The 22,950-nt window shown below is 44.6% G+C and carries 17 protein-coding genes; 9 read left to right on the top strand and 8 right to left on the bottom strand.

The window, feature by feature from the left end; translation table 11 throughout:
• The first annotated feature begins 447 nt into the window (after nt 1-447).
• The 5 genes from ABDW16_RS00660 to ABDW16_RS00680 all read left to right on the top strand — a co-directional run bounded on the left by ABDW16_RS00660 (nt 448) and on the right by ABDW16_RS00680 (nt 8,347).
• The gene (locus ABDW16_RS00660; protein WP_343667183.1) at nt 448-3,012 is read left to right on the top strand and encodes a hypothetical protein; all 2,565 of its coding nucleotides are present in this window, start codon (nt 448-450) and stop codon (nt 3,010-3,012) included.
• Nucleotides 3,000-3,998, top strand: a complete 999-nt coding sequence (locus ABDW16_RS00665; protein WP_343667184.1) for a transglutaminase-like domain-containing protein — start codon at nt 3,000-3,002, stop codon at nt 3,996-3,998. Before ABDW16_RS00660 ends, ABDW16_RS00665 begins: the two co-directional genes overlap by 13 nt.
• 83 nt (nt 3,999-4,081) lie before the next feature.
• Nucleotides 4,082-5,866 carry a chloride channel protein gene (locus ABDW16_RS00670; protein WP_343667185.1) on the top strand — a complete coding sequence of 595 codons (1,785 nt, stop codon included), beginning with the start codon at nt 4,082-4,084 and terminating at the stop codon, nt 5,864-5,866.
• Nucleotides 5,867-5,939: 73 nt separating this feature from the next.
• Nucleotides 5,940-6,473: an NAD(P)H-dependent oxidoreductase gene (locus ABDW16_RS00675; protein ID WP_343667186.1), complete on the top strand. Its 534-nt coding sequence runs from the start codon at nt 5,940-5,942 to the stop codon at nt 6,471-6,473.
• A gap of 29 nt (nt 6,474-6,502) precedes the next feature.
• Nucleotides 6,503-8,347, top strand: a complete 1,845-nt coding sequence (locus ABDW16_RS00680) for a monovalent cation:proton antiporter-2 (CPA2) family protein (RefSeq protein WP_343667187.1) — start codon at nt 6,503-6,505, stop codon at nt 8,345-8,347.
• A 7-nt stretch (nt 8,348-8,354) separates the two neighbouring features.
• Here the strand turns inward: ABDW16_RS00680 and ABDW16_RS00685 are convergent, their stop codons facing one another.
• The 6 genes from ABDW16_RS00685 to ABDW16_RS00710 form a co-directional block, all read right to left on the bottom strand.
• Nucleotides 8,355-8,603 carry a hypothetical protein gene (locus tag ABDW16_RS00685; RefSeq protein ID WP_343667188.1) on the bottom strand — a complete coding sequence of 83 codons (249 nt, stop codon included), beginning with the start codon at nt 8,601-8,603 and terminating at the stop codon, nt 8,355-8,357.
• Between the two features lie 55 nt (nt 8,604-8,658).
• Nucleotides 8,659-8,901 (bottom strand): hypothetical protein, encoded by a 243-nt coding sequence (locus ABDW16_RS00690; RefSeq protein ID WP_343667189.1) that lies wholly within the window; start codon nt 8,899-8,901, stop codon nt 8,659-8,661.
• A 344-nt stretch (nt 8,902-9,245) separates the two neighbouring features.
• A complete protein-coding gene (locus ABDW16_RS00695) occupies nt 9,246-10,823 on the bottom strand; it encodes a DHA2 family efflux MFS transporter permease subunit (RefSeq protein WP_343667190.1) in 1,578 nt (525 codons plus the stop codon).
• Nucleotides 10,824-10,959: 136 nt separating this feature from the next.
• Nucleotides 10,960-12,057, bottom strand: coding sequence for an HlyD family secretion protein (locus ABDW16_RS00700; protein WP_343667191.1), 1,098 nt, complete (start codon nt 12,055-12,057; stop codon nt 10,960-10,962).
• A gap of 41 nt (nt 12,058-12,098) precedes the next feature.
• A complete protein-coding gene (locus tag ABDW16_RS00705; protein ID WP_343667192.1) occupies nt 12,099-13,478 on the bottom strand; it encodes a TolC family protein in 1,380 nt (459 codons plus the stop codon).
• A complete protein-coding gene (locus tag ABDW16_RS00710) occupies nt 13,468-14,094 on the bottom strand; it encodes a TetR family transcriptional regulator (RefSeq protein WP_343667193.1) in 627 nt (208 codons plus the stop codon). Before ABDW16_RS00710 ends, ABDW16_RS00705 begins: the two co-directional genes overlap by 11 nt.
• Before the next feature lie 353 nt (nt 14,095-14,447).
• Between ABDW16_RS00710 and ABDW16_RS00715 the strand changes: the two genes are divergently transcribed.
• The 4 genes from ABDW16_RS00715 to ABDW16_RS00730 all read left to right on the top strand — a co-directional run bounded on the left by ABDW16_RS00715 (nt 14,448) and on the right by ABDW16_RS00730 (nt 18,516).
• Nucleotides 14,448-15,332, top strand: a complete 885-nt coding sequence (locus ABDW16_RS00715; RefSeq protein ID WP_343667194.1) for a carbohydrate kinase — start codon at nt 14,448-14,450, stop codon at nt 15,330-15,332.
• 90 nt (nt 15,333-15,422) lie between these two features.
• A complete protein-coding gene (locus ABDW16_RS00720; RefSeq protein ID WP_343667195.1) occupies nt 15,423-16,526 on the top strand; it encodes a carbohydrate-binding family 9-like protein in 1,104 nt (367 codons plus the stop codon).
• Nucleotides 16,527-16,550: 24 nt separating this feature from the next.
• The gene (locus tag ABDW16_RS00725) at nt 16,551-17,636 is read left to right on the top strand and encodes a family 10 glycosylhydrolase (RefSeq protein WP_343667196.1); all 1,086 of its coding nucleotides are present in this window, start codon (nt 16,551-16,553) and stop codon (nt 17,634-17,636) included.
• Between the two features lie 646 nt (nt 17,637-18,282).
• Nucleotides 18,283-18,516, top strand: a complete 234-nt coding sequence (locus ABDW16_RS00730; protein ID WP_343667197.1) for a hypothetical protein — start codon at nt 18,283-18,285, stop codon at nt 18,514-18,516.
• A 377-nt stretch (nt 18,517-18,893) separates the two neighbouring features.
• Here ABDW16_RS00730 and ABDW16_RS00735 read toward each other — a convergent pair whose 3' ends face one another.
• Both ABDW16_RS00735 and ABDW16_RS00740 read right to left on the bottom strand, forming a co-directional pair.
• Nucleotides 18,894-21,344 carry a TIM-barrel domain-containing protein gene (locus ABDW16_RS00735; RefSeq protein ID WP_343667198.1) on the bottom strand — a complete coding sequence of 817 codons (2,451 nt, stop codon included), beginning with the start codon at nt 21,342-21,344 and terminating at the stop codon, nt 18,894-18,896.
• 58 nt (nt 21,345-21,402) lie between these two features.
• Nucleotides 21,403-22,947 carry a RagB/SusD family nutrient uptake outer membrane protein gene (locus tag ABDW16_RS00740; RefSeq protein ID WP_343667199.1) on the bottom strand — a complete coding sequence of 515 codons (1,545 nt, stop codon included), beginning with the start codon at nt 22,945-22,947 and terminating at the stop codon, nt 21,403-21,405.
• Nucleotides 22,948-22,950: the final 3 nt, after the last annotated feature.

Genomic DNA, 22,950 nt, shown 5'->3' on the forward strand with positions numbered 1-22,950 from the left:
GGTTGATATATTCACGAACACACATTATAAGCATCTTTTTTCGGTCAGAATACGATGCGAATTTATGTTGATAGGGTGGGAAACTAGCTGTTCTTTTCGTTCAGTATTTGAACGTTATTCATTCTATTCATTTCTTAAATCTGAAAATCTTTTTATTCAGTCCACTCAATTCGATGACAAAATTTATTATAGTAGTATGATTCACAACGCATTTAGTTGGCAGTACTAATATGAAATCAAACTGATAAAATAAAAATTATTTTTAATTACTCCTTGTCGTCCTATTGTACAACGCTACTTTACAGCAATTTTCAAATTATGTTCATTTATATATATCCTGTTCATTTTGTTCATTTTTGTAAGAAAAAATCTAAAGTAAAAATCACTACGTAAGTTTATTCTTGATTACCAAAATCCGTTTACAAAAATCCATTCCTTGTCCCCATTATGATAGATCTCTCCTATGACTTTATCGTTACTCTGCAGAAAGAAGTTTCGAGACGTTTTGGTGTTGACTCAGTAACAGCTAGTGACTGCAAACGATTGTCGCTAGCCATATCCGACGAGACAGGCAAATTGGTTAGTGAGACGACGCTTAAGAGAGTTTTTGGGTTTGCTGTGACACAGCATAGTTTTTCGCGCTATACATTGAACACCCTGGCGCAATATTGTAGTTATAAGGACTGGGAAGATTTCCAGACACGACATTTCACGCAGTCCACTCCCGGAGAAGTAGTCAAAGATGGTAAATGGGCAGAACTCAGGAGCAAAGGAGCTGCCGTATCTCATTATACCTTAGTAACCCTGAAGAACCGCTCTGGTATTCCTTTTCAAAATACAGTATCAAGGGCATTCGGCGTTGCCCACATAGAGCGATTCCTGGAAGGAACGTATCCTGCTACAGCCCTCATCGCGCCAAGCGGATGGGGTAAATCAACTACACTCGTACACCTGGTAGAACACTTCTGGTATAGTAAAGAAGCAAGATATCCGCACGACATCTGCTGGTTCATCCACGCACATGCCGCAGGCAGTTTATTTCTGCGTGGCCTCAATCTCAGCAACTGGCTGGATGATCAGCTTAGCCTGGGACAGCGGGAAAATTTCAGGGAATACTTCAAAACACATTTTGATAAAATAGGAGGTAGGCTCATTCTCATTATCGATGGATTTGATGAAATCACCATGTCCAGCGATAAACTGAAACTGATGTATACCAAGCTGGAAGAATTTGTCTACTCCAATGATGAATTCCCCTGGATAAAAGTGATTCTCTCCGTTCGTAGCAATACCTGGTCAGAAATTTTTCATAATGACCAACGCATGCCCCCATTCGGGCGCTATTGGTACCTGGGTCCTGAAATGGATGAAGAAACCAATATCAACATTCCCCGCATGACGGAACAGGAAGTGAAGTCCGTGCTTTACAATCATCGCATGGACCCGGCTGTGGTACGTACTTTCAGCGAAGTTTTTCTGCAAAAACTGCGGTACCCTTTTTACCTGCAACTTTTCTGTCAGCTCAATACTGGTGAAAATTCATTTATTAATGAACACCTGAGCCTTTATGAAATGGTCTCGCGATTCGTGCAAATGAAAGTATTCAGCACGAACAACAATAATTTTAAAATCAATATCATCAATAAGCTGCTGGAGCTGCTGGACTATGGCAAAAAGGGACAATATGCAGACAAGAGTGCCCTCCTCAATAAGAATACTGAATTATTCTCCGCTTATAAAGAACTCCTCTCTGATAATATACTGGTAGAAGAAAACCTGAGCCAGGACATCATGTTCTATGTGAAGGTGCGCTTTGCCCATCAGTTCCTGATGGAATATTTCATGGCGATGCACTTTGTAGCACAAGGCCAGCACCAGACAGGTGAAAGGGTGTTTATGGACGTGATTAACCATCTACCATCTTCAACTTTCCGTACTGGCATCTTTAAATGGATGTTGCGCTATGCCGTCAACAACGGGCAGCAGGAAAACATCCGGCAGATGTTCCACCTTTCGTTATCTGATATTGAGAAATCACAATTGCTGGAATACCTGGCAGTGCATTATCAGCAGGAAGAGAACAAGGAAATGTCGCTGAAATCTATCTTCCCGACTGGCTACTTCAAAAGATATCCGCTCAGCAAAATCCTGAATGACAATTTTATTCATTTTGGTAAACGGAAAGTACTGGTAGCCTTGTTAGACCTGGCAGAGCTGCCGGAAGATAAATTAAAGATCAGGAGCATCCTCTTCATCATGTCACTCCTGCAGCTGGATGCAGAGCAATGCGAACAGGAACTGCATTTCATCAAAAAGATCGTTCAACGCGAAATGACGGAAGAAGAGCTGTGGGTCACGCCATACGACCTCTTTCTCTTCATATATGAATACCTGAAATTTGGCATCGTCAACGAAAGTATCAAAGATAAGCTCTACAGTTACGCACGATACCTGAATGGTAGCACCAGGCAGGCCCCCTCTGTGTCGCATGAACTGGTATTCCGGTTTTCCGGATTTGCCTTTGCACTGCTGCAGGACTATGGCCATATGGCGAATTATTCCAGACGAATTTTTGAATGCTATCCGGCACTGGTATATCAAAAACATGATCCGGTCAGACTGTCGTTGCTGAGCTGGCAGGCGTATGCAGCCATTGGAATACAGGATCTGAAAACCGCTTTCAGGATCAGCCGGCATGCGGAGCTGTTGCTGAAAAGTTATTCATTTGATCATATCAATGGCAGACACCTGGAAGTATTGAATAAATTGATACAGGGATATGGCTATATGCTTGAAAATGAGCTGAACAAAGCGATCCGGCTGACGGAAACTGCCATGGAGATCTCCCAGAAAATGGATTTGAAATTGCTGATGCTGATGGCCCTGCAATTATTACAAAAGATCTATACAGCTCTCAAAGCTGAAAAACAGTTATATATTACGCGGCAACAGCTGCAATTAATAGGGACAAGTACTTCATTTAAGCAGCTGGATAAGCTGTGGGGACAATAAAAAGACGGGTAGTATTCTCTCCGCCCGTCACATCGGCTTTCATTATCTGGCATAATTTTGCGTTATTGCATACCGTAATGGCCATAGATGAAAGTAAATATTCTTCTTTCCAGCAATTTCTGCTCAACCTGCTGAGCCTTTTGACGATTATTCCGCTGGCACCATATCTGAACCGGTACATTCCCCCACTGGTTGAGGATGGCTGGCACCTGGACATGCTGCTGGCTGTACTCGCCGCCTTCCTGTTCACCCGCCTACTGCTCTGGGTCTTCAAGCCGCTCATCATTCCTGCCTTTGTGCTGGTTATAGGCATCTTGTCTTTCAATTACTTCGCAGACAATTATTCCTTCAGCAATGTGCTGAATGATTATAAAGGCATGGTACAGGGCAACTGGGGCGCCAAAAACTATAAACAACTGGATATCCTCAGTTTATATCCCCGCCGTGTAGAAACCTACAGGGATAAAACGGTGCGTGGTATCCGGGATAAGGTCAACTATAAAGATTCCCTGGTACGCAACTTCTCAATTTACCACTCTGTAGAAGACTTTGACGAATATTTCCCCAAGTACGGGAAAGTAGCCCGGTACCTGGCATTGTTCAAATACATCAACAAAAATTTCCGCTGGGTACCCGATACCCGTCGTGATGAATATTTTGCCACTCCACAGGAAACCATCCAGAATGGCATGGGCGGAGACTGTGATGACCATAGTATCCTGATGGTATCCTGCCTGCAGTCTATCGGAGCGCGTTGCCGCATTGTACTGATCCAGGGACATGCTTACCCTGAACTCTATTGTGGCAACAAAGAAGATTTTGAAGTCATCAAACAGGCGATTATTACCTTGTTTCCACATCCTCCAATTAAGGAGGTCCACTACCACGAGATGAAAGGAGAATATTGGATAAACCTTGACTATTCTGCGCGCCACCCCGGTGGACCGTATCTGAATGATAAGGTATATGCGTTGATAGAAATTTGATAAAAAAACTAATGAGTCAATTTAAAAATATAAAGAAGTTTCACTCATTTTTGCGGTTTAAACGCGATTTTGAGCGATACAGCATGCGAAGGGTTCGAAGTTATGAGATCATTATTCACTGGCTGCATAGCAAAATGAACAGAAACCAGTTTCTCGTGCTTTCGGGTATCCTGGTTGGTCTGGTCGCTGGTTTAGCCGGTGTAGTTTTGAAAACACTGGTTCACTATATTCACTACTTTATTACCTACAAGGTTCACTTTAGTACACAGGTCTTCTTTTACGCAGTATTCCCTTTTCTGGGTATTGTAATCACTACACTGGTCGTTATTATATTTTTTAAGGGCCAGTCCCGCAAGGGGGTAGGGCTCATTCTTTACGAGATTGCACAAAATTCCAGCCTGATACCACCTGTTAAAATGTATTCACAGATCCTGCAAAGTGCCCTGACAGTTGGGTTAGGAGGCTCTGCGGGCCTGGAAAGTCCCATCGCGGTGACAGGGGCGGCTATTGGTAGTAATTATGCCCGCAATTATCACCTGGGCTATAAAGAAAGAACGCTCTTACTGGCTGCCGGCGCTACTGCCGGTATTGCGGCCTCCTTTAATGCACCTATAGCAGGGGTCATGTTTGCATTTGAAATTCTGCTTACAGGAGTCGTGTTTTCAGATTTCCTGCCTTTGATATTGGCGGCGATCTGTGGCAGTTTGCTGTCAAAAATCATCCTGCAGGAAGACGTGCTGTTTCACTTCGAGTCCAGGCAGGCATTCAACTATCATAATGTTCCTTATTATATCATCCTGGGATTATTAAGTGCTTTTTATGCGCGTTATTATATTGTCATTTCTCAGAAAGTAGAACATTTTTTTCACGGTCTTAAATGGAGCGCGCTGCAAAAGGCCATACTTGGAGGCGTGATCATTTCTATTCTTTGCGTACTGATGCCACCATTGTTTGGAGAAGGCTATTCCAGCATCAAGCAAATGGCCAACGGGCAAGCAGATGAGATCATTGCTCATAGTTTCTTCCGGTATATTCCAGCCAAAAACTGGGTATTACTGGCTTTCCTGGGATGTACCTGCTTACTGAAAGTATTTGCATCCTCCATCACCATTCAAAGTGGTGGTAATGGCGGGAACTTTGCACCTTCTCTTTTTGCAGGTGGCGTATTGGGATTTTTCTTTGCTATGCTGTGTACACAACTGGGATTTCAGGATGTACCTGTTACCAACCTCGTAATTGTTGGCATGGCAGGTGTAATGAGTGGTGTGATGTATGCCCCGCTTACGGCTATCTTTCTGATCGCAGAGGCCAGCTCGGGATATGACCTGTTTATACCACTCATGATTGTATCTTCCACTTCATTCCTGCTGGCAAAATGGTTTTCACCTATCTCGCCAGAACTTAAACTACTGGCTGACGAAGGCAAGATCTTTACAAAAGAACATGACAGGAACATCCTCTCCCTGCTTCGTACAGAAGAACTGGTGGAAGACAACATTCACCGCATAGACATGAATGCCAGTCTGCGTCAGCTCATAGAACTGGTGAAAAAGAGTACACGCAATGTCATTGCTGTAGTAGGCCCTGAAGACAAACTGGAAGGTGTGGTGACCCTGGATCGTATACGCCCCATTATGTTCAATCAGTTGCTCTACGATACCGTGACCGTAAAAGAAGTGATGCAGCCAGCACCAGCACTGATAGGCCTTCACGACAATATGGTAGATGTAATTGCCAGGTTTGACGAAATAAAAGAATGGATTCTTCCGGTAGTGGAAAATGAAAAATTAATAGGATTTATTTCCAAATCAAATATCCTGAATCAGTACAGGCTGCTATTGCAGGAGTACTCCGGCGAGGAAGTATAGAGGGCCGAATTATGTTTTACAAATCATCGATGAAAATCAATTTGTAAAACGTAATTCGTAATTTCCATCTTCTATGTCTAGAATTCTGATTTTATTCGCGCACCCCGCCTTTGAAAAATCAAGGGTTCATAGTCAGCTGCTGGCCACTATCCGCGGTATGCAGGGCGTGACTGTGCACGATCTGTACGAAACATATCCTGATCTCAACATCGATGTCAGACAGGAGCAGGGACTATTGCTGCAACACGATGTTATTTTATTTCAACATCCTTTTTACTGGTACAGTGCTCCCGCCATGATTAAGCAATGGCAGGACCTCGTATTGGAGCATGGCTGGGCCTACGGGCATACGGGTACGGCTCTCCGGGGCAAGCGGATTACAAATGTAATTTCAGCAGGCACCATGGAAACGGCTTACCAGGAAGATGGCTGGCACCAGCATCCATTGACCGATTTCCTATTGCCATTCAGGCAGACAGCTGCACTCTGTAATATGCAATACCTGGACCCATTCGTAATATATGGCACACACCGGATGGATGCCACCGGCATCAGTGAACAGGCAATCAGTTACAAACAATTTCTGGAAAACTTAAGGGACCGATAACTATGGAGCATTCATACTTTTTTATAACCATGATCTATCTCGCAGCGGCAGTGGTATTTATTCCCATTGCCAGGAAGCTGGGCCTGGGCTCTGTACTGGGTTACCTGCTGGCAGGGGTGGTGATTGGTCCTTCTCTCATGGGGTTTATTGGTAGTGAAGGACAGGATCTCATGCATTTTGCAGAGTTCGGGGTGGTGATGATGCTGTTTCTGATCGGGATAGAGTTGGAACCAGCTTTACTCTGGAACCTGCGGGCGCCGATATTGGGATTAGGGGGATTGCAGGTGTTGATCACCACCGCAGCAGTAGCGGGTTTAGCGCTGTTGCTGGGGCAACCACTCAATGCTGCACTGGCCTTGGGAATGATCTTATCGCTTTCTTCCACGGCTATTGTGCTGCAAAGTCTGAAGGAAAAAGGGCAGTTATCATCTGCTGCCGGACAAAGCGCTTTTTCAGTATTACTGTTCCAGGACATTGCGGTCATTCCAATGCTGGCAATCTTTCCATTACTGGCAGGTACATCGCCGGAAAGTAGTCACCAGGAATCTTCCTTAAGAGATAATTTACCTGCATGGGGGCAAACGCTGGTGGTGCTGGGTGCTGTGGTTGTGATTGTGGTAGCAGGCCGGTACCTGTTAAGACCCTTACTGCGCATCATCGCTGCCACAAGGGTAAGAGAATTGTTCACGGCGTTTTCTTTATTACTGGTAGTGTCTATTTCTGTGTTGATGTCACTGGTGGGATTGAGTCCGGCACTGGGTGCTTTCTTAGGTGGCGTAGTGTTGGCAAACAGTGAGTACCGGCATGAACTGGAAAGTGATATTGAGCCATTCAAGGGACTATTGCTAGGGCTGTTTTTTATGGCCGTAGGCGCGTCTATTGACTTCAGGCTGATACTGAGTATGCCCTGGGTGATATTAGGTCTTGTAGTGGGCTTAATGGCCCTAAAAGCGCTGATACTGTTAGGATTAGGAAAGATCTTTAAGATCAGGATAGAGCAAAACCTGTTATTTGCCGTAGCCTTGTCGCAGGTAGGGGAGTTTGCATTCGTTTTGCTGTCTTTTTCCAACCAGAATAATATTCTGCCACAGTCTACCGTAAGCATACTTACAGCAGTGGTCGCGATCTCCATGGCGCTGACACCATTGCTGCTACTGGCATATGAAAGATTGATCCAACCCCGGTTCAATGTACAGCCAGCAAATACCCGGGAGGCAGATGAGATCCAGGAAAAACATCCTATCATCATAGCCGGCTTTGGCCGCTTTGGAAATATCGTAGGCCGTTTTCTCAGGGTAAATGGGGTGAAGGCCACCATCCTGGACCTTGATTCTGACAGGGTAGATGCCTTGCAAAACCTGGGTGTGAAGGTATACTATGGCGATGCCTCCCGCCGGGATATGCTGGAATCAGCAGGAGCTGCAGAGGCTAAGGTGATCATCGTAGCGATGGATACGGTAGAACAGACACTGGAGGTAGTACGTGTAGTGAGGAAACACTTCCCACACCTGCAAATGCTGGTGAAGGCAGAGAATATACCGGATACTTTTGAACTGATGGACCTGGGGGTACTGCACATTTACCGGGAGACACTGGATACTTCCCTGCGCATGGGGGCAGATGCCTTGCAAATGCTGGGTATCAGGGCGTACCACGCGTACAGGAATGCAGGTACTTTTCGCAGGCAGGACGAAAAGGCCATGAAAGGTCTATCCGCTATACGCGACGATAAAAAGCTGTATATCAATACTGTGAAGGAACGCATTGAGGAGTTGGAGAAACTGATGTCCGGCGAAAGAACAACCCGGTTTAATCCATCTGGTTTAGGCTGGGACGAGCAGTCATTAATAGATGAAGCCAGGCAGGAGGAGTAAGGAGCCCTTACCCTGCCAGCGCCTCTTCAATCTTTTCAGCAATGAAGGCAATGAGTCCGTGATCAATATCTTTGGAGGAGTGTGGTACATCACTGATAGCACGCAGCCGTCCTTCTTCATCCTGTTCGAACGTGATATCGTGTTCTTCTACTGTAACTTTAAATGCAACTTTATAAGTCTGTACCCATGGCCGCACTTCAAGTATGTGCGGCTTTCCTTTGTACTCAAATTTCAGAATAAAATTCAAATCCTCCATCGAACTATTTCCCGGTGTTTAATGATGGCGTCGGTTAACAAAGGCCAGCAGCCGATTACACATCTATGCTTCCATCTATGTCCATAGTACGGTTGCGCATTCTTACTTTTTCATCTCTGGAAAGCTGATGTATGAACATCAGGGAGAAGAAGGCAGCAGCACTAATGATCAGGATGTAGCCGATGAAGCCCAGGGTATGAAATACCCGGAACCAGGCCCAATCGTTAGTGATAGCATACTGGGCTAATACGGCGAATACTGTTCCTATTGTAGCAAACGCAAATGCAATTCTCTTCATAAAGGTAAATTTTGGGATCCGGTTTTTGATCTTTTTCCTTTGGATTTACAATACTGTTCTGATTCTGTTAAACAATGACAATGCTAATGTTTAATATTTGGGGCAAACCCAATGCCACGGCATTAGATAGCACAAAGGTACTATACCCCTGTATTTCTTCGAGTATATTTTTCCACATTTGTGGTAAATAGTGAAAATGTGGATAACTATTATTGGCAAAGTGTACACATATGCGTATAGAAATTAATATGTCAGATCGAAATAAAAAGCCGGAGTAAGAATACCCCGGCTCATTACCTAAACCTACAACTGTTACACTGTTAGTAACATATCTTTAATATCTTTTAGTGCATTGCACTGGCGTCTAGTTTACCTTGTTGTTTGTTCCCTCTTACCATCAGTACAAAGGGTACACAGATGAGGAACAGGATACCGAGGTACAGGAACACATCCATATAGGAGAGTACTGTTGCCTGCTTGATTATGCTGAATTCCAGCCCCTGATAAGCACTACCCATCGCCGTTTTTGTATCCATGCCTTTGCTTGCCCAGTTACTTGCAGCAGATTGGACCCTGTGGATGACATCCGGGTTGTTCACATCCAGTTTACTCACCAGGTCCATACGGTGGAGTTCATTACGTCTTGAAACGAAGGTCGTAATCAGTGCCACCCCGAAGGAACCTCCCAGCTGACGCATCATACCTGTGAATGCAGCACCCTGACCAATCTGTTGTCCTTTCAGGGTAGAAAGAGACAGCGCTGTGATCGGGATAAACAGCATACCCATACCAATACCACGTGCCATCAACATCCAGAAGAAGTCATCTGCACCTGTATCAGGCGTAATGATCTTGTAACCCCAGAAGCTGTATACAAAGAACACCACCATACCGCCGGCTACCAGGTACTGATTAGGTATACCTTTTTCAAGGAGCTTACCGATCAGCGGCATCATAACAGCGGTCATCAATGCTGCCGGGATCATGAGCATACCTGACTGAGTAGCGGTCCATCCAAGCAAACCCTGTGTGTACAGTGGGATGATGAAAGTAGAACCGTAGAGACCGAAGCCCAGGAGAAAGGAGAGTAATGTACCTACCCGGAGGTTTGGATTCTTTAATACTCTTAGTTCTACGATTGGATTTTTATATACCAGTTCTCTCCAGATAAAGAAGAAGAACCCTAAAGCTGCGGCAATACCCAATACGAGGATGGTAGTATCGTTGAACCAGTCATCTTCCTGTCCGCGTTCCAATACATATTGCAAAGAACCAACGGCCATTGCAAGGAAGCCAATACCCCACCAGTCAATTTCATTCACTGACTTCTTCTCTGCATATTTAGGGCTACGCACAAACTGCAGGGTGAGCAGTGTAGCAATCACACCGATTGGAATATTGATGTAGAAGATATATGGCCATGCGAAGTTATCTACGATATAACCACCCAGGGGAGGGCCGAGGGTAGGGCCAATGATCACTCCTAAACCGTAGATGGCCTGTGCCATACCACGTTTTTCAGGCGGGTAGCTTTCAGTGATGATAGTTTGAGAAGTCACCAACAGTGCTCCACCACCTACCCCCTGTATGAAGCGGAACAATACCAGTTCCCACAATGCGTTGGCGTTACCGCACAGGAAGGAGGAAACGGTAAAGATGATTATGGAAACTGCGAAGTAGTTACGTCTGCCAAATTGCTGTGACAACCAGCTGGTCATCGGAACCACGATTACGTTACCAATCGCATAAGCTGTGATCACCCAACCGATCTCACTCAGGGTAGCTCCCATATTTCCGCGCATGTCATTCAGGGCCACGTTCACAATGGTGGTATCCACGATCTCCAGCAAGGCGCAAAAAATGGCAGTGATTGTAATGATGACCCTGCGGGCACCATATTCTACCAGATTTTCTTGTTGCATGATGTTAATTATTTTATAGTGATCAATCCGCAGATGTTCAATTACGAATTACAGCCAAGCGAATTATATATCCAGTCTAAAGAATTATTGTGAGTCTTTTCCCGTAATTCGTAATTGATCACCGGCGATTGAAAAATTAGTCGAGGTGAACATCAACCACCACGTTCATACCGGGGCGGAGTTGCTTAACTTCTGGCTGTGAAGATGGATTTTCGAATTCGATCTTAACAGGCAGACGTTGTACCACTTTCACGAAGTTACCAGAAGCATTATCCGGAGGCAGCAGCGCGAAACGTGCACCGGTAGCAGGGGAGAAGGAAGTTACTTTCGCTTTCAGAGATTTACCCGGGAAAGCATCTACATGTACTTCTACTTCCTGGCCCAGTTTCATTTTATCCAGCTGAGTTTCCTTGAAGTTAGCCACTACCCATACATCGTTGGACAATACTACGCTGAACAGGGATTGACCCGCCTGAACCAGCTGACCTGGCTGTACATAAATTTTTGAGAGTTCACCATCTTCAGGAGCGAGGATGATAGTATAGCTCAGTTGCAGTTTTGCATTATCTACCTCTGCCTGACGTTCTTTGATGGTCGCTTTAGCAGCATTGATAGATTCAGCAGTAGCATTTGCCTGGGAACCAACAGCGCTGGTCTGGCGGGCAGCTACTTCTTTCTGCTCCTGCAGTACTTTCAGCTGGCGCTCAGCAGTTTGCTTGGTAGCAAGTGCCTGCTCATATTGTTGCTGAGTGATAGAGTGATCTTTGATCAGGTTGTTGTAACGCTCGTAGTCCTGGTTTGCACGCCATACGTTTACTTCGGCAGCTTTGATCTGTGCATCTACTGCACCGATGTTAGCAGAAGAAGAAGCGATGTTGGAGCGGGCAGCATTGGTATTGGCAGTAGCTACTGATACCTGAACTTCGGAGGCAGCCAGTGCAGCTTCAGCCTGTTCCAGTTTTATTTGCAGATCCCTGTCATCGAGGATAACGAGGGTATCACCTTTCTTTACTCTTTGGTTATCTTTTACACGTACTTCTTTCACATAACCGGTTACACGAGGGATAACAGGACTCACGTTTGCTTCTACCTGGGCGTTATCTGTTTCCTCATGATGTTGTGCGTGGATATATTTAGTGATACCAAATGCACCACCACCTATTACCAACACGGCCAGAACGATGATGAAAGTGGAGTTCTTTTTCTTAGGCGCTTGATTTGATTGCGTTTCCATATAATGCGATATATGATATTAATAAGTTGTTACTGTGATAATTATTTACCGGTTGTAGTTCCTTCTGAACCTGCTTCATTTAGCACGCCTGCTGTTTCCAGTAATTTGGAGTAGGCAACCATGGCATCTGCTTTTGCGAAGGCATAGTTCAGTTTTGCCTGGATATTAGCTACGTCAGCTTCGAGCAGATCGGTAGTGGTAGCGAGGTTATTTTCCTGCTTGTTCTTTACGATCTTGTAGTTTTCTTCAGCCTGATCGATCGCTTTCTGGTACATATCGATCTTCTTATTATTTACCAGGTAATCCTGGTAAGCTCTGTTGATGCTGATATGAATGTTATCCTGCAGCATCTCCTCATTTACACGTACCTGCGCCAGCTGAATTTTAGCATCATCAACTTTCGCGCTGTTTTTCCAGAGGGAGGCAATATTATATTTTACGCCTACACCTGCATTCACCGCATTCATTACAGAGAAAGCATTTGGAATGGTCAGTGCTACATAACCACCGGTGATTGCTACGGAAGGATAGTATCCACCTTTTGCAGCTTTCACACCTGCAGTAGCAGCTTTTTCACGAGCCTGCAGTGCAGCGTTATCTGTACGGTTGGTCATTGCTACCTGCTCCCATTCTGCTACACCCTTGCTACTTGCTGCCACACCCTGATCGTAAGTATCAGCTACTGCTTCGAGATCAGTGGATTCCGGAATACCCAGCAGCAGGTCCATGGTGATGTTTGCGATTTTCAGGTTGCTTTCTGCTTCCAGCAGGGAAACTTCTACATTCGATTGCTGCAGTTGCACTTTCAGCAGGTCGTTTCTTGCTACCAACCCGTTTTTTTCAAGGTTAGTGAAATCACCCACACGCTGTTCCTGTTGTCTCAGGTTTTCCTTTACCAGGGCTACAGCCTGCTGTGCTTTGTACAGGTTGCTGTAGGCATTGATAGTGTTCTGAATCACCGCTTCACGATCTTTTACTGCATCCAGTCTTGCCGCTTCTGCCAGATATTTGGCTGATTCTTTCTGGCTCTGGATCATAAAACCGGAGAAAACCGGGATAGATACGGAGGCCATAGCATAAGCGACAGAGTTTACATTGGAAAAAGAACTACCGCCGCCTGAGCTGTCACTACCACCACTTAAGAGTGGACCATATATGTTTGGTGAGTTAACTCTGAGGTAAGAACCGGATACACTGGCGTCGGGTAACTGTGCATTTTTAGCTTCTTTAACTGAAGACAACGCTGCATCTATCTTCGTCTGGCTGAGTTTTAATTCTTTGCTGTTCTGAATACTAAGCGATATGGCTTCCTTCAAAGACAGGGTTCTCTTTTCCTGCGCCTGACTGCCAAGGTATGGCAACGTCAACAAAACTCCCACTGCCAGAGACCATAACCGCCTGTATGTGCTATTAAGCTTCATGGATAAGAATGGCTTTTAACAAATTTTTTAAATGATTACTGATATGTATAACAAGGTGCTGCTGTAATTGCTCATCTGTAAGATGCTCAAGCCCGGATATTCTCGCAAAATGATGCCTGGTTGACATTATATGGTTGGTTGTACCTACCAGCGTATTGACCATCATCAATATATCGACGCCCTCATTGAACACCCCTTTTTCCTGCCCTGCCTTGATAAAGGCGCTGATGATTCCGTGCACTTCCAGTTTATTTTGGTGGATCAGATCGTTCACCCCAAGATCTGCCTGAATCTGCGCGCGCATCATCATCAGATTAAAACAGGGGTTATTGAAAATCCGTCCAACATATGTTTCCACCAGCCGGTCAAAGCGGGTTTCAAACGAAAGTGACTCATCCTTTAAAACAGTTTCCAAAACTGATTTCCACCCTACGATCCTTTTCAGAAATATTGCTTCAATCAATTTTTCCTTTGAACCGAAGTAATAAGAAATCATCGCGATGTTCACATCAGCGGCATGAGCAATATCTCTGACAGAGGTTCCGTGGAACCCCTGGGAGGCAAACAGCTGTTCTGCTGCATCCAGGATTGCTAATTGCTTGTGATTGTATTCCATCTTCTACCGAATTGTGAGCACAAAGTTAAACAAACATTTAATTTAATCAAACGATCGTTTAAATATTTAGAAAAAAAAGGTGTTTTTAAGCTGATTTTAAGGTTCCTAACGGGATTGTGGGTTAATATAATATGACTAGGCACGCGTGAACAAAGTGGTCGGCTGGAAATCAAAATGAACGGAATGATTTAGTTGAGCCTGGTTAACTTAGAAAAAAGAGCTTATTTGATCATATCCATGAAAGTTCATTTTTAGAACATCCATTGATTGAACGTACCAACTCCGGAGCATTGTCCAATGCTCTGGCTTTTTAACTTAAAATCATTAATATGCGCCAGCTTAACAGAATAATCATGAAACCATATCAGGTAGCCTGCTTTGGAGAAGTATTATGGGATATACTCCCCGATCAGAAATTGCCGGGTGGAGCCCCGATGAATGTGGCTTATCACCTGCAGAAACTGGGAGTACATGTCGCGATGATATCGGCGACAGGTAATGATGCAGATGGAGACAACCTGCGGCAGGTCATGCAACAGCTACAGCTGGATACCACCTTTGTGCAGAAAGATCCGGTACATGAAACAGGAAAGGTATATGCCCGCCTGGCAGCTACCAATGAAATGCAATACGAAATCGTACAACCAGTAGCCTGGGATTTTATACTACCCTCGGCTGCCCTGCAGGAAATAGCAAATACACCGGGGTACCTGGTATTCGGAAGTTTAGCTTCAAGAAATGAAGTAAGTAAAAGCACCCTGTTCTCCCTGCTGGAAGGAGGTCGTACACTGGTGCTGGATATCAACCTGCGTCCACCCCATTTCTCACAGGAATTGGTAGAATTACTATTACAACACTGCCAGATTCTGAAAATCAATGAGGCAGAACTGGAATTGATAGGCAACTGGTACCAGCTCCCGGCTAATATGGAAGAAAGAGTCCGTGCACTCAGCCAGAATTATAATATACCTACCATCATTGTGACATTGGGTGATAAAGGGGCGGCCTTGCTCATGGAAAATACCTTTTACCAACATCCCGGATACCAGGTAACGGTGGCAGATACTATTGGGAGTGGCGATGCATTTCTGGCAGGCTTTCTTTACAACAGAATTATCAATACACCACCAGCAGTAACACTGGCATATGCCTGTGCACTGGGGGCATTGATAGCGTCCTATCCTGGTGGCTGTCCGGAATATAATCCGGACGAGATCATCGCCCTGATAAACAGATAAAATGATAGAATTTTCTTAATTCATCAACAATTCCTACCATCCATTAAGTTTACCGGGAAAACCCCGGTTGACTTTTATTATATTTAACTCATGTCTCAACTTATCCGTCATGTGATTGCAGGATTGGGATTGGCCTGTCTGAGCCTCCCTTCTTATGCACAAAAGAAAGCCGCCTACCTGGCGCCAAGGCAATATCAAGTTTATCAGACCACCACACCCATTAAACTGGATGGGAAACCAGACGAAGCAGCCTGGCAAAAGGCTGAATGGAGTCAGGATTTTACAGACATAGAAGGAGATAAACAGCCAGCTCCCGCCATGCGTACCAGGCTCAAAATGCTGTGGGACCAGGACCATTTGTACATCCTGGCAGAACTGGAAGATGCCAACATCTGGGCTACCCTCCACCAGCATGATACCATCATTTATCATGACAATGATTTTGAAGTATTCGTAGATCCGGATGGTGACACCCACCAGTATTTTGAATTAGAAATCAATCCATATAATACCGTGATGGACCTGTTCATGCCCAAGCCCTACCGCGAAAACGGAGATGCCCTCATGAACTGGGATGCACAAGGCATGCGCACCGCCACATATATCGATGGTACACTCAATAAACCAGGCGATAAAGACAAAAAATGGACGGTAGAAATGTCTATTCCATTCAGTGCATTTGGTTTCTTCAACCAGCACATCAGGATCAAAGACAGTACCATGTGGAGAATTAACTTTTCCCGGGTTGAATGGGATACTGATATCGTGAACGGGAAATACGTAAAACGTAAAGACAAAGCTACCGGCAAACCATTACCAGAACATAACTGGGTATGGTCTCCACAGGGCATCATTAATATGCATGCACCGGAGAAATGGGGTTACCTGTTCTTTGTACAACGCCCCGCAGGCAGCACACCTGTTAAAATGTCTATCCCTGCTATTGAAGAAGCAAAAGAAAATCTTTGGGAAGTATATTACAGGCAAAATACTTACCGCCAGTCACATGGTCATTACGCTGCGTCTCTGGGTGAACTTGGTATCACTGAAACGACATTTACAGTCAATGATATTACTTATACATTGTCTATCGAAGCAATTTCCGGGCAATATACCGCTACAATCAGCGACAAGACAGGCGCGCACAAAGCCAGTATCGATCAGGAAGGGAAAGTAACAACCACAAAACACTAACAACATTATTACAGGTCCAACATTATGAACAAACGTAATTTCCTTAAATCAGTCGGCCTTGGCAGCGTAGCCATGATGGGCGCCGGACTACCTGCTATCGTGAAAGCAGAAAAAGCAGCAGCTACTGCTGCTACGAAAATCAAACACCGTGTCTGGATCAATCCTGATGAAAAGGATACGGATGCAGACATTCGTCAGCGCTATGCGGCTTACCAAAAAGCAGGCATCGGCGACATCATGTTTGAAGCAGACAGCGAAAGACATTTCAGAATTGCGAAAGAAAATGGCATCAAAGCACACCGCTGGATCTGGACTATGAACAGGGGAGAGAAGGAGTTGCTGGCGAGCCATCCGGAGTGGTATGCGCAAAATCGCAAAGGAGAAAGTTGTGCTACTCATCCTCCTTATGTAGATTACTATCGCTGGCTCTGTCCTAGCAAACCAGAGACAATAAATTACCTTAAAGAGCAGGCAGAGGCAACCTTGTCAAAAGATTATGTAGACGGATTACACCTGGACTACGTGAGATATTGTGATGTGATTCTGCCGGTAAACCTGTGGAGTAATTACGGTATTGATCAGTCTAAAGAATTGCCGGAATATGATTTCTGTTATTGTGAAACCTGCAGAAGTAAATACAAAGAGCTGCATGGCAAAGATCCGCTGGACCTGCAACATCCTGATCAGAGTCCTTCCTGGCGTAAGTTCAGGTATGACCGCATTACAAATGTAGTGACCAACCTGGCAGGTGTAGCTAAGAAGCATAAGAAACCTATTTCAGCAGCGGTATTCCCAACACCTGAAATTGCGAAACGCATTGTAAGACAGGATTGGACTAACTGGCCATTGAATGCAGTATGCCCCATGATTTATCATGGATTTTACCAGGAAGATGTAAGCTGGATAGGAGATGCGGTGGCAGAAGGTATAAGAGGATTGGACGGTAGGTTCCCACTGTATGCAGGCTTGTACCTGCCGGATTTTCATGATAACATGGCTGATCTGGAGAAGGGTATCCGACTGGCGATTCAAAATGGTGCAGCTGGCGTGTCGCTGTTTGGCGGTGTCACACCCGATGTATTGAAGGCATTGCAAAAGGCAACTGTGTAAATATTTCATCCTGCATTTGGTAAAAAAAAGAAAGGTATCAAAAATAAACTCATAAGAATTGCTTAAACGGCTACCTGTTTCCATCAGGTATCTAAATAAAAAGGGGACTCTTTGCAGAGCCCCTTTTTTTAATTACCATAGAAAAACGACCCGTAATTTCAAAGACCAGAACTAGTCTCCGCTGTGATTAAATATGAGCCTTTGTATGTAACAATTCCTTTTCTCTCATTGGATAAATTACCTTTCTCTCATTGGATAGATTAAAACAGGAACCAGGAATGGTCCCCGGTTATATGGTCCTCGATTTTGTTACTTTCTGTAAAATATAGACACTACCCTATACCAGGAATGGTGTAAGGACTTCCCTTATGAGATTATATATGTTCATCGAAATATTTTTTTGAATAGTATTTAAAATAGCCGGATACCAGGATTAGTACCCGATAGCATATGAATTATCCCCTAATTTTAATTGTATTACTACCCTCAAAACAAATATCATCATCGTTAGAATAAATATCATCGTCATTAGATCATCCATTCGACCGAATACAAATTAATAGGAGGCCAGGTTTCAGGAATGAAGCCCGGGTTATGATCCATTAAGCTGTTGTTAATAGTTATTGCTATTAATAACATGTTTGTTATGAAAACATCTGTGTATGAACCCAAAATAAAAATCTATGCAAAACATGCGGGCGACAATACCCATCCCGCACTTCAGCGCCCAAAAAAGTTAGCGGTAATAGTCGTTCCCCTCTTCAACGTCAAAAGAGCAAGAGACATCACTCATCCCTCTTCTCAGCCTCAAAGGCGACAAGCGGTAAATAGCCTCCCCGCTTCAACTTCAAAAGAGTTAAAGACCAGGCATCAGGAATAATCCCCGGGATTTATTTTTATACTATACCCTATGAGAAATCAACCGACTTGAAAAACATAACAATGATATCAACATTCTTTTAAAACGCTGTTTTGGCAAATAATGCGGAACCGGAAATTTTGTGTATAAATGAATAAGCTGTGTCATTTTTAACATAGGTTTGGTTAACATTAACAATTATCAATCTTACAATACGAATTTACATCCTACTTTTCGGTTTTCCTCACACCATTTCGTTCATTCCTCCATGTTAGTGTTCATTCTGTTCATTCCCAAACTCAAAAAAAGGCCAGCCGGTTCAAACCGGCCAGCCTGTAATCTTGCCTGATCCCGGTGGAGGTAACCAATACCTACCCCCAACCGGGCAACAGGCTGCATCAAAATTCCACCACAATCCTATCCGCACTATTTTTCATGCTCAGTGTCTGCACCTGGCAAACAGCTGTTGTGGCATACCCACCCTGTGGATCAAAACGGGAAATAGGAGAGAGGAAATTGATGCGGGAAGATTGTATAGGTCGTACCCCGCCATTGACTTTTACCTGCTGCAATGGCCCAAATCCATGCAGTATCAGGCTGATATTACCAAACTTTGATGTATAGCTGCCATCAACTTTGTCAAGGACCAGTTGATGATCATAATGTATGGTACGCTTGTAATAACCACCTTTTTCGTAATCGTATGTCTGTCCATCATCTTCATAATAAACAATTGCATTGGCAGTATCACCTTTATACACATGCAGGTACAATGTATCGTTCGGGCGTTCCGCAGTAGTTTGCACCAGCGATTGCATCGGTACTATACTGCCCGCTTTTACATATACTGGTAGCTCATGCATTCCCAATGTACTCATCTTTATCTGCTCACCTGCTATCTGCTCATCTGTATACAAATCATACCATCCTCCCCGCGGAAAATAAATTTCTCCATACTGCTGGTTGCTTTCAAACGGTGCGATCATAAACGCACTACCCAACTGGAACTGCTGCTGGAAGCGGGAATCATACACATGTACATCCTGTGTGTAATCGATAGCCAGTGACCGCATCACCGGCATGCCCGTCTCCATCGCTTCATAAAATACACTATAGATATAAGGCAATAACCGATACCGCAGGTTGATATAGTTCCTCGATATCTCCAGCGCCTCTTCGCCAAATGTCCATGGCTCTGCAGACCTGGTATTGACAGCCGTATGATTACGGAAATAAGGCAGGAAAGCACCCACCTGCATCCATCGTGTATAAAGACCAACAGTCGCATTGCCTGTAAACCCTCCGATATCCATCCCGGTAAACGGTACACCACTAATGCCAAGACTATTCATAATACGTATACCGGCCAGCATATGGTCATCTTCCGACCTGTTATCGCCAGTCCAGATTGCAGAATAGCGTTGTAAACCTGCATACCCCGCCCTTGTGAGGATGAAAGGCCGCTTATTCATAGCAGCCCGCGCACCCTCATAACTCGCCCTTACCATCTCTAATCCATATACATTATGCGCTTGTTTGTGTGTGGTGCCATGTCCATCAAAATCAAACAACACATTATCCGGCATCTTTTGTCCCCAGGTTGCGATCTCATTCATATCATTCCAAAATCCGGCTACGCCTACATCTGCATATGACTTCAATTGCTGCTTCCACCAGTTACGTCCTTTCTCGCTCGTAAAATCAGAGAAGTGGCACCAGCCAGGCCATACCTGTCCGGTATACAATTGCCCATCCGGATATTTAATGAACACATCCGCCTGCACACCACTTTCATAAGCGGCATAACCCTTCTCTACTTTGATACCCGGATCATTGATCACAGTCAGTTGAAAGCCCTGTTGTTTTAGTTTACTGATCAATCCTGCAGGATCTGGGAAACGGACTTTATCCCAGGTGAACAGTTTATAAGAATCCATATAATGGATATCCAGTGTAATCCCGTCTGCCGGAATCTTCTTTTCCCTCAATGTCTGTGCAATACGCAATACCTCCTGATCAGGATAATAGCTATACCTGTTTTGCTGATAGCCCAAACTCCACAGCGGCGGCATATGGATCCTCCCCGTCAGCCCTGTATAAGCCTGGATGATACCACCTACTGAAGGAGCATGAATAAAGTAATAATTCATTTCACCTCCTCTCGCCGCAAACGAAGAAAAGCGATTGTTACTGGCGCCGAAATTGAAATCTGACTGATAATTATTATCCAGGAAGATTCCATAATTCAACCCATGATGAATACCTATGTAAAAAGGAATGGTACTGTACAGCGGGTCCTGATCCGTTCTATAACCAAATACATCCGAGTTCCAGTTTGTATACGCAGTACCAACCCTATCCAGTGGTCCGTTCTTTTCTCCCAATCCAATGAAGCGTTCTTCTGATTGCATTTTTCTATACGCCGTCACCGTATTATCCACCCATGAAGTCGTCAATCCGTTTTCCTCTTCGTTAATGGACTGTCCGTCCTGGGTATAAAACGAAATGGAGAAAGGCCGTTTACTGATGCGGGCTTGAATGAGTGCGGTGGTAACAATGATCTGGTCATTGGTCGTTTTGATAGTAGCTGCCCCCGGAGATGGATGGGCGATCACTGCATAAGAAAAATCATCACCCAGCGGCTGCCGGTCCATTCTTACCCTGATCACGCTATCATTGTAAACGCTTATCTGTATATAAGCATGTGTGGTAGTAAGGTTCACTTCACCTTTGCCAATACGTACCTGTTTTACATCGCCCGCATTCACGACACCATTCTGGGCAATGGCCGCCCTGCCGCCTGATAGCGTCATTAACACTACCATAGCAATCCAAACTAATCTGTTCATATAATTACTTTAACAACATCAGCTGACGGGCTACAGATCCGTCAGCTGATGTATATAATTAATAACCTGTATTCTGAACCAGGTTCTTATTAACCGAAAGGTCGCTGGTGGGAATTGGGAATAATAAATATTTAGGATCGTCAGATGGTTTCAGCTGCCATGTATCAAGGAATTTACCAAAACGGATCAGGTCCTGTCTGCGCCAGCCTTCCCAGTACATTTCACGACCTCTTTCGTCAATCAGGTTATCCAGGGTCAATGTAGTAAAGGCCGAAGCTCCACGTTTTACACGCAGATTATTCACGATGACCAGTGCTCCGGCAGCATCACCTGTGCGCAACATGGCTTCTGCTTTCATGAGCAATACATCTGCATAACGCAGGAATACGTAGTCATTGCTTGCATTGTTACTATTCCTGGATTCTTTGGAAGTCAGGTCCGGCGGATATTTCACCACACGAATACCCGTTACCTCCAGGGTATTGGGATCTGTTTCCTGTAGTTTCAGTTCTCTTGTAAATATGAGTGCATTGCCTTTTCTATCTTTCAGTGCCACACCGCCAGCACCATATTGCTGCCCCAACAGGAACCCCACTTTCAGACCTGTTACATCTGTCACACCTGCATAACTGCCCCCTCTGCGGGTATCGCTGTCTTCAAACTTATCATAGAAATCAGAAATAGTGGTGAACCCATTCCATCCGCTTGGATCCTGGTTATAGTGCAGGGTGGGCGCCCAACGGCAGAAAGAAGAGTTCCCGCTCCTGGTAGTGCTATAGCCGGGTCCATTGCGCTGGGTGAAGATGTTTTCTGTACCAATTACGTCATTATTGTAAGCGAAATTGGCAAAGAAATTATTTGCCAGGCTATATTTACCTGAGGCGATAATCTGATCGGCCAATGTAATCACCTGTTGCATATCCGCCGCATCAAAGGTGGGTGATTGCCTGTTCAGAAAAGCCCCCCGGTTCAGATACGTTTTCATGAGCAGCGCTCTTGCGGCATTTTTATTGGCAGTATAAGCATGTGCACTATCAGATAGTGTTGGAATAATCGCTTCCAGCTCACTGATAATAAAATTAGTTGCCTCATCTGCCTTCAATACTTTAGGTGCATTCAGCAGGGTATCTCCCGGGTTACGGAAAGGGACCTGTCCCCATCCATCCAGGGTAGCGAACATAGAAAATGCGCGCAGAAAACGGGCTTCTGCCGCCTGGGCATCACTTGGATGAAAGTTCAACACGTTCGTAGCCAGGAATTGCAACTGAAGGATATTGGAAAACGAGTTGCCGATAAATGTATGGTCTGCATTCCAGTTGTGCAGTTTCAGCGCACGCCATACGCCATTGTCATCCCAGTCACCACCACGGGTTGGAGCTACTGCTTCGTCAGCCGTCATTTCGCATAAAGCCCAGTAGTTGGATTGGTCCTGAAAAGGCAATTGAAGTCCATCATAAGCCGTCACCAGTAGTGCAGCTACTTTGATCACAGAATCTGCCTGTGACTTGGTTAATGTGGAACCTAATTTCTCGTCCAGTTTTGTACAGGACGCCATTCCACCTATTACCAGTACTAATATGATATATGCTATTTTGGATCGCATGTC

This window comes from Chitinophaga sp. (assembly GCF_039596135.1).
Lineage (GTDB): Bacteria > Bacteroidota > Bacteroidia > Chitinophagales > Chitinophagaceae > Chitinophaga.

Coding starts and splice junctions, on each gene's coding strand:
- ABDW16_RS00660 (WP_343667183.1), top strand. CDS start 448: ATGATAGATCTCTCCTATGACTTTATCGTTACTCTGCAGAAAGAAGTT.
- ABDW16_RS00670 (WP_343667185.1), top strand. CDS start 4,082: ATGCGAAGGGTTCGAAGTTATGAGATCATTATTCACTGGCTGCATAGC.
- ABDW16_RS00675 (WP_343667186.1), top strand. CDS start 5,940: ATGTCTAGAATTCTGATTTTATTCGCGCACCCCGCCTTTGAAAAATCA.
- ABDW16_RS00680 (WP_343667187.1), top strand. CDS start 6,503: ATGATCTATCTCGCAGCGGCAGTGGTATTTATTCCCATTGCCAGGAAG.
- ABDW16_RS00685 (WP_343667188.1), bottom strand. CDS start 8,603: ATGGAGGATTTGAATTTTATTCTGAAATTTGAGTACAAAGGAAAGCCG.
- ABDW16_RS00690 (WP_343667189.1), bottom strand. CDS start 8,901: ATGAAGAGAATTGCATTTGCGTTTGCTACAATAGGAACAGTATTCGCC.
- ABDW16_RS00695 (WP_343667190.1), bottom strand. CDS start 10,823: ATGCAACAAGAAAATCTGGTAGAATATGGTGCCCGCAGGGTCATCATT.
- ABDW16_RS00700 (WP_343667191.1), bottom strand. CDS start 12,057: ATGGAAACGCAATCAAATCAAGCGCCTAAGAAAAAGAACTCCACTTTC.
- ABDW16_RS00705 (WP_343667192.1), bottom strand. CDS start 13,478: ATGAAGCTTAATAGCACATACAGGCGGTTATGGTCTCTGGCAGTGGGA.
- ABDW16_RS00710 (WP_343667193.1), bottom strand. CDS start 14,094: ATGGAATACAATCACAAGCAATTAGCAATCCTGGATGCAGCAGAACAG.
- ABDW16_RS00715 (WP_343667194.1), top strand. CDS start 14,448: ATGAAACCATATCAGGTAGCCTGCTTTGGAGAAGTATTATGGGATATA.
- ABDW16_RS00720 (WP_343667195.1), top strand. CDS start 15,423: ATGTCTCAACTTATCCGTCATGTGATTGCAGGATTGGGATTGGCCTGT.
- ABDW16_RS00725 (WP_343667196.1), top strand. CDS start 16,551: ATGAACAAACGTAATTTCCTTAAATCAGTCGGCCTTGGCAGCGTAGCC.
- ABDW16_RS00730 (WP_343667197.1), top strand. CDS start 18,283: ATGAAAACATCTGTGTATGAACCCAAAATAAAAATCTATGCAAAACAT.
- ABDW16_RS00735 (WP_343667198.1), bottom strand. CDS start 21,344: ATGAACAGATTAGTTTGGATTGCTATGGTAGTGTTAATGACGCTATCA.
- ABDW16_RS00740 (WP_343667199.1), bottom strand. CDS start 22,947: ATGCGATCCAAAATAGCATATATCATATTAGTACTGGTAATAGGTGGA.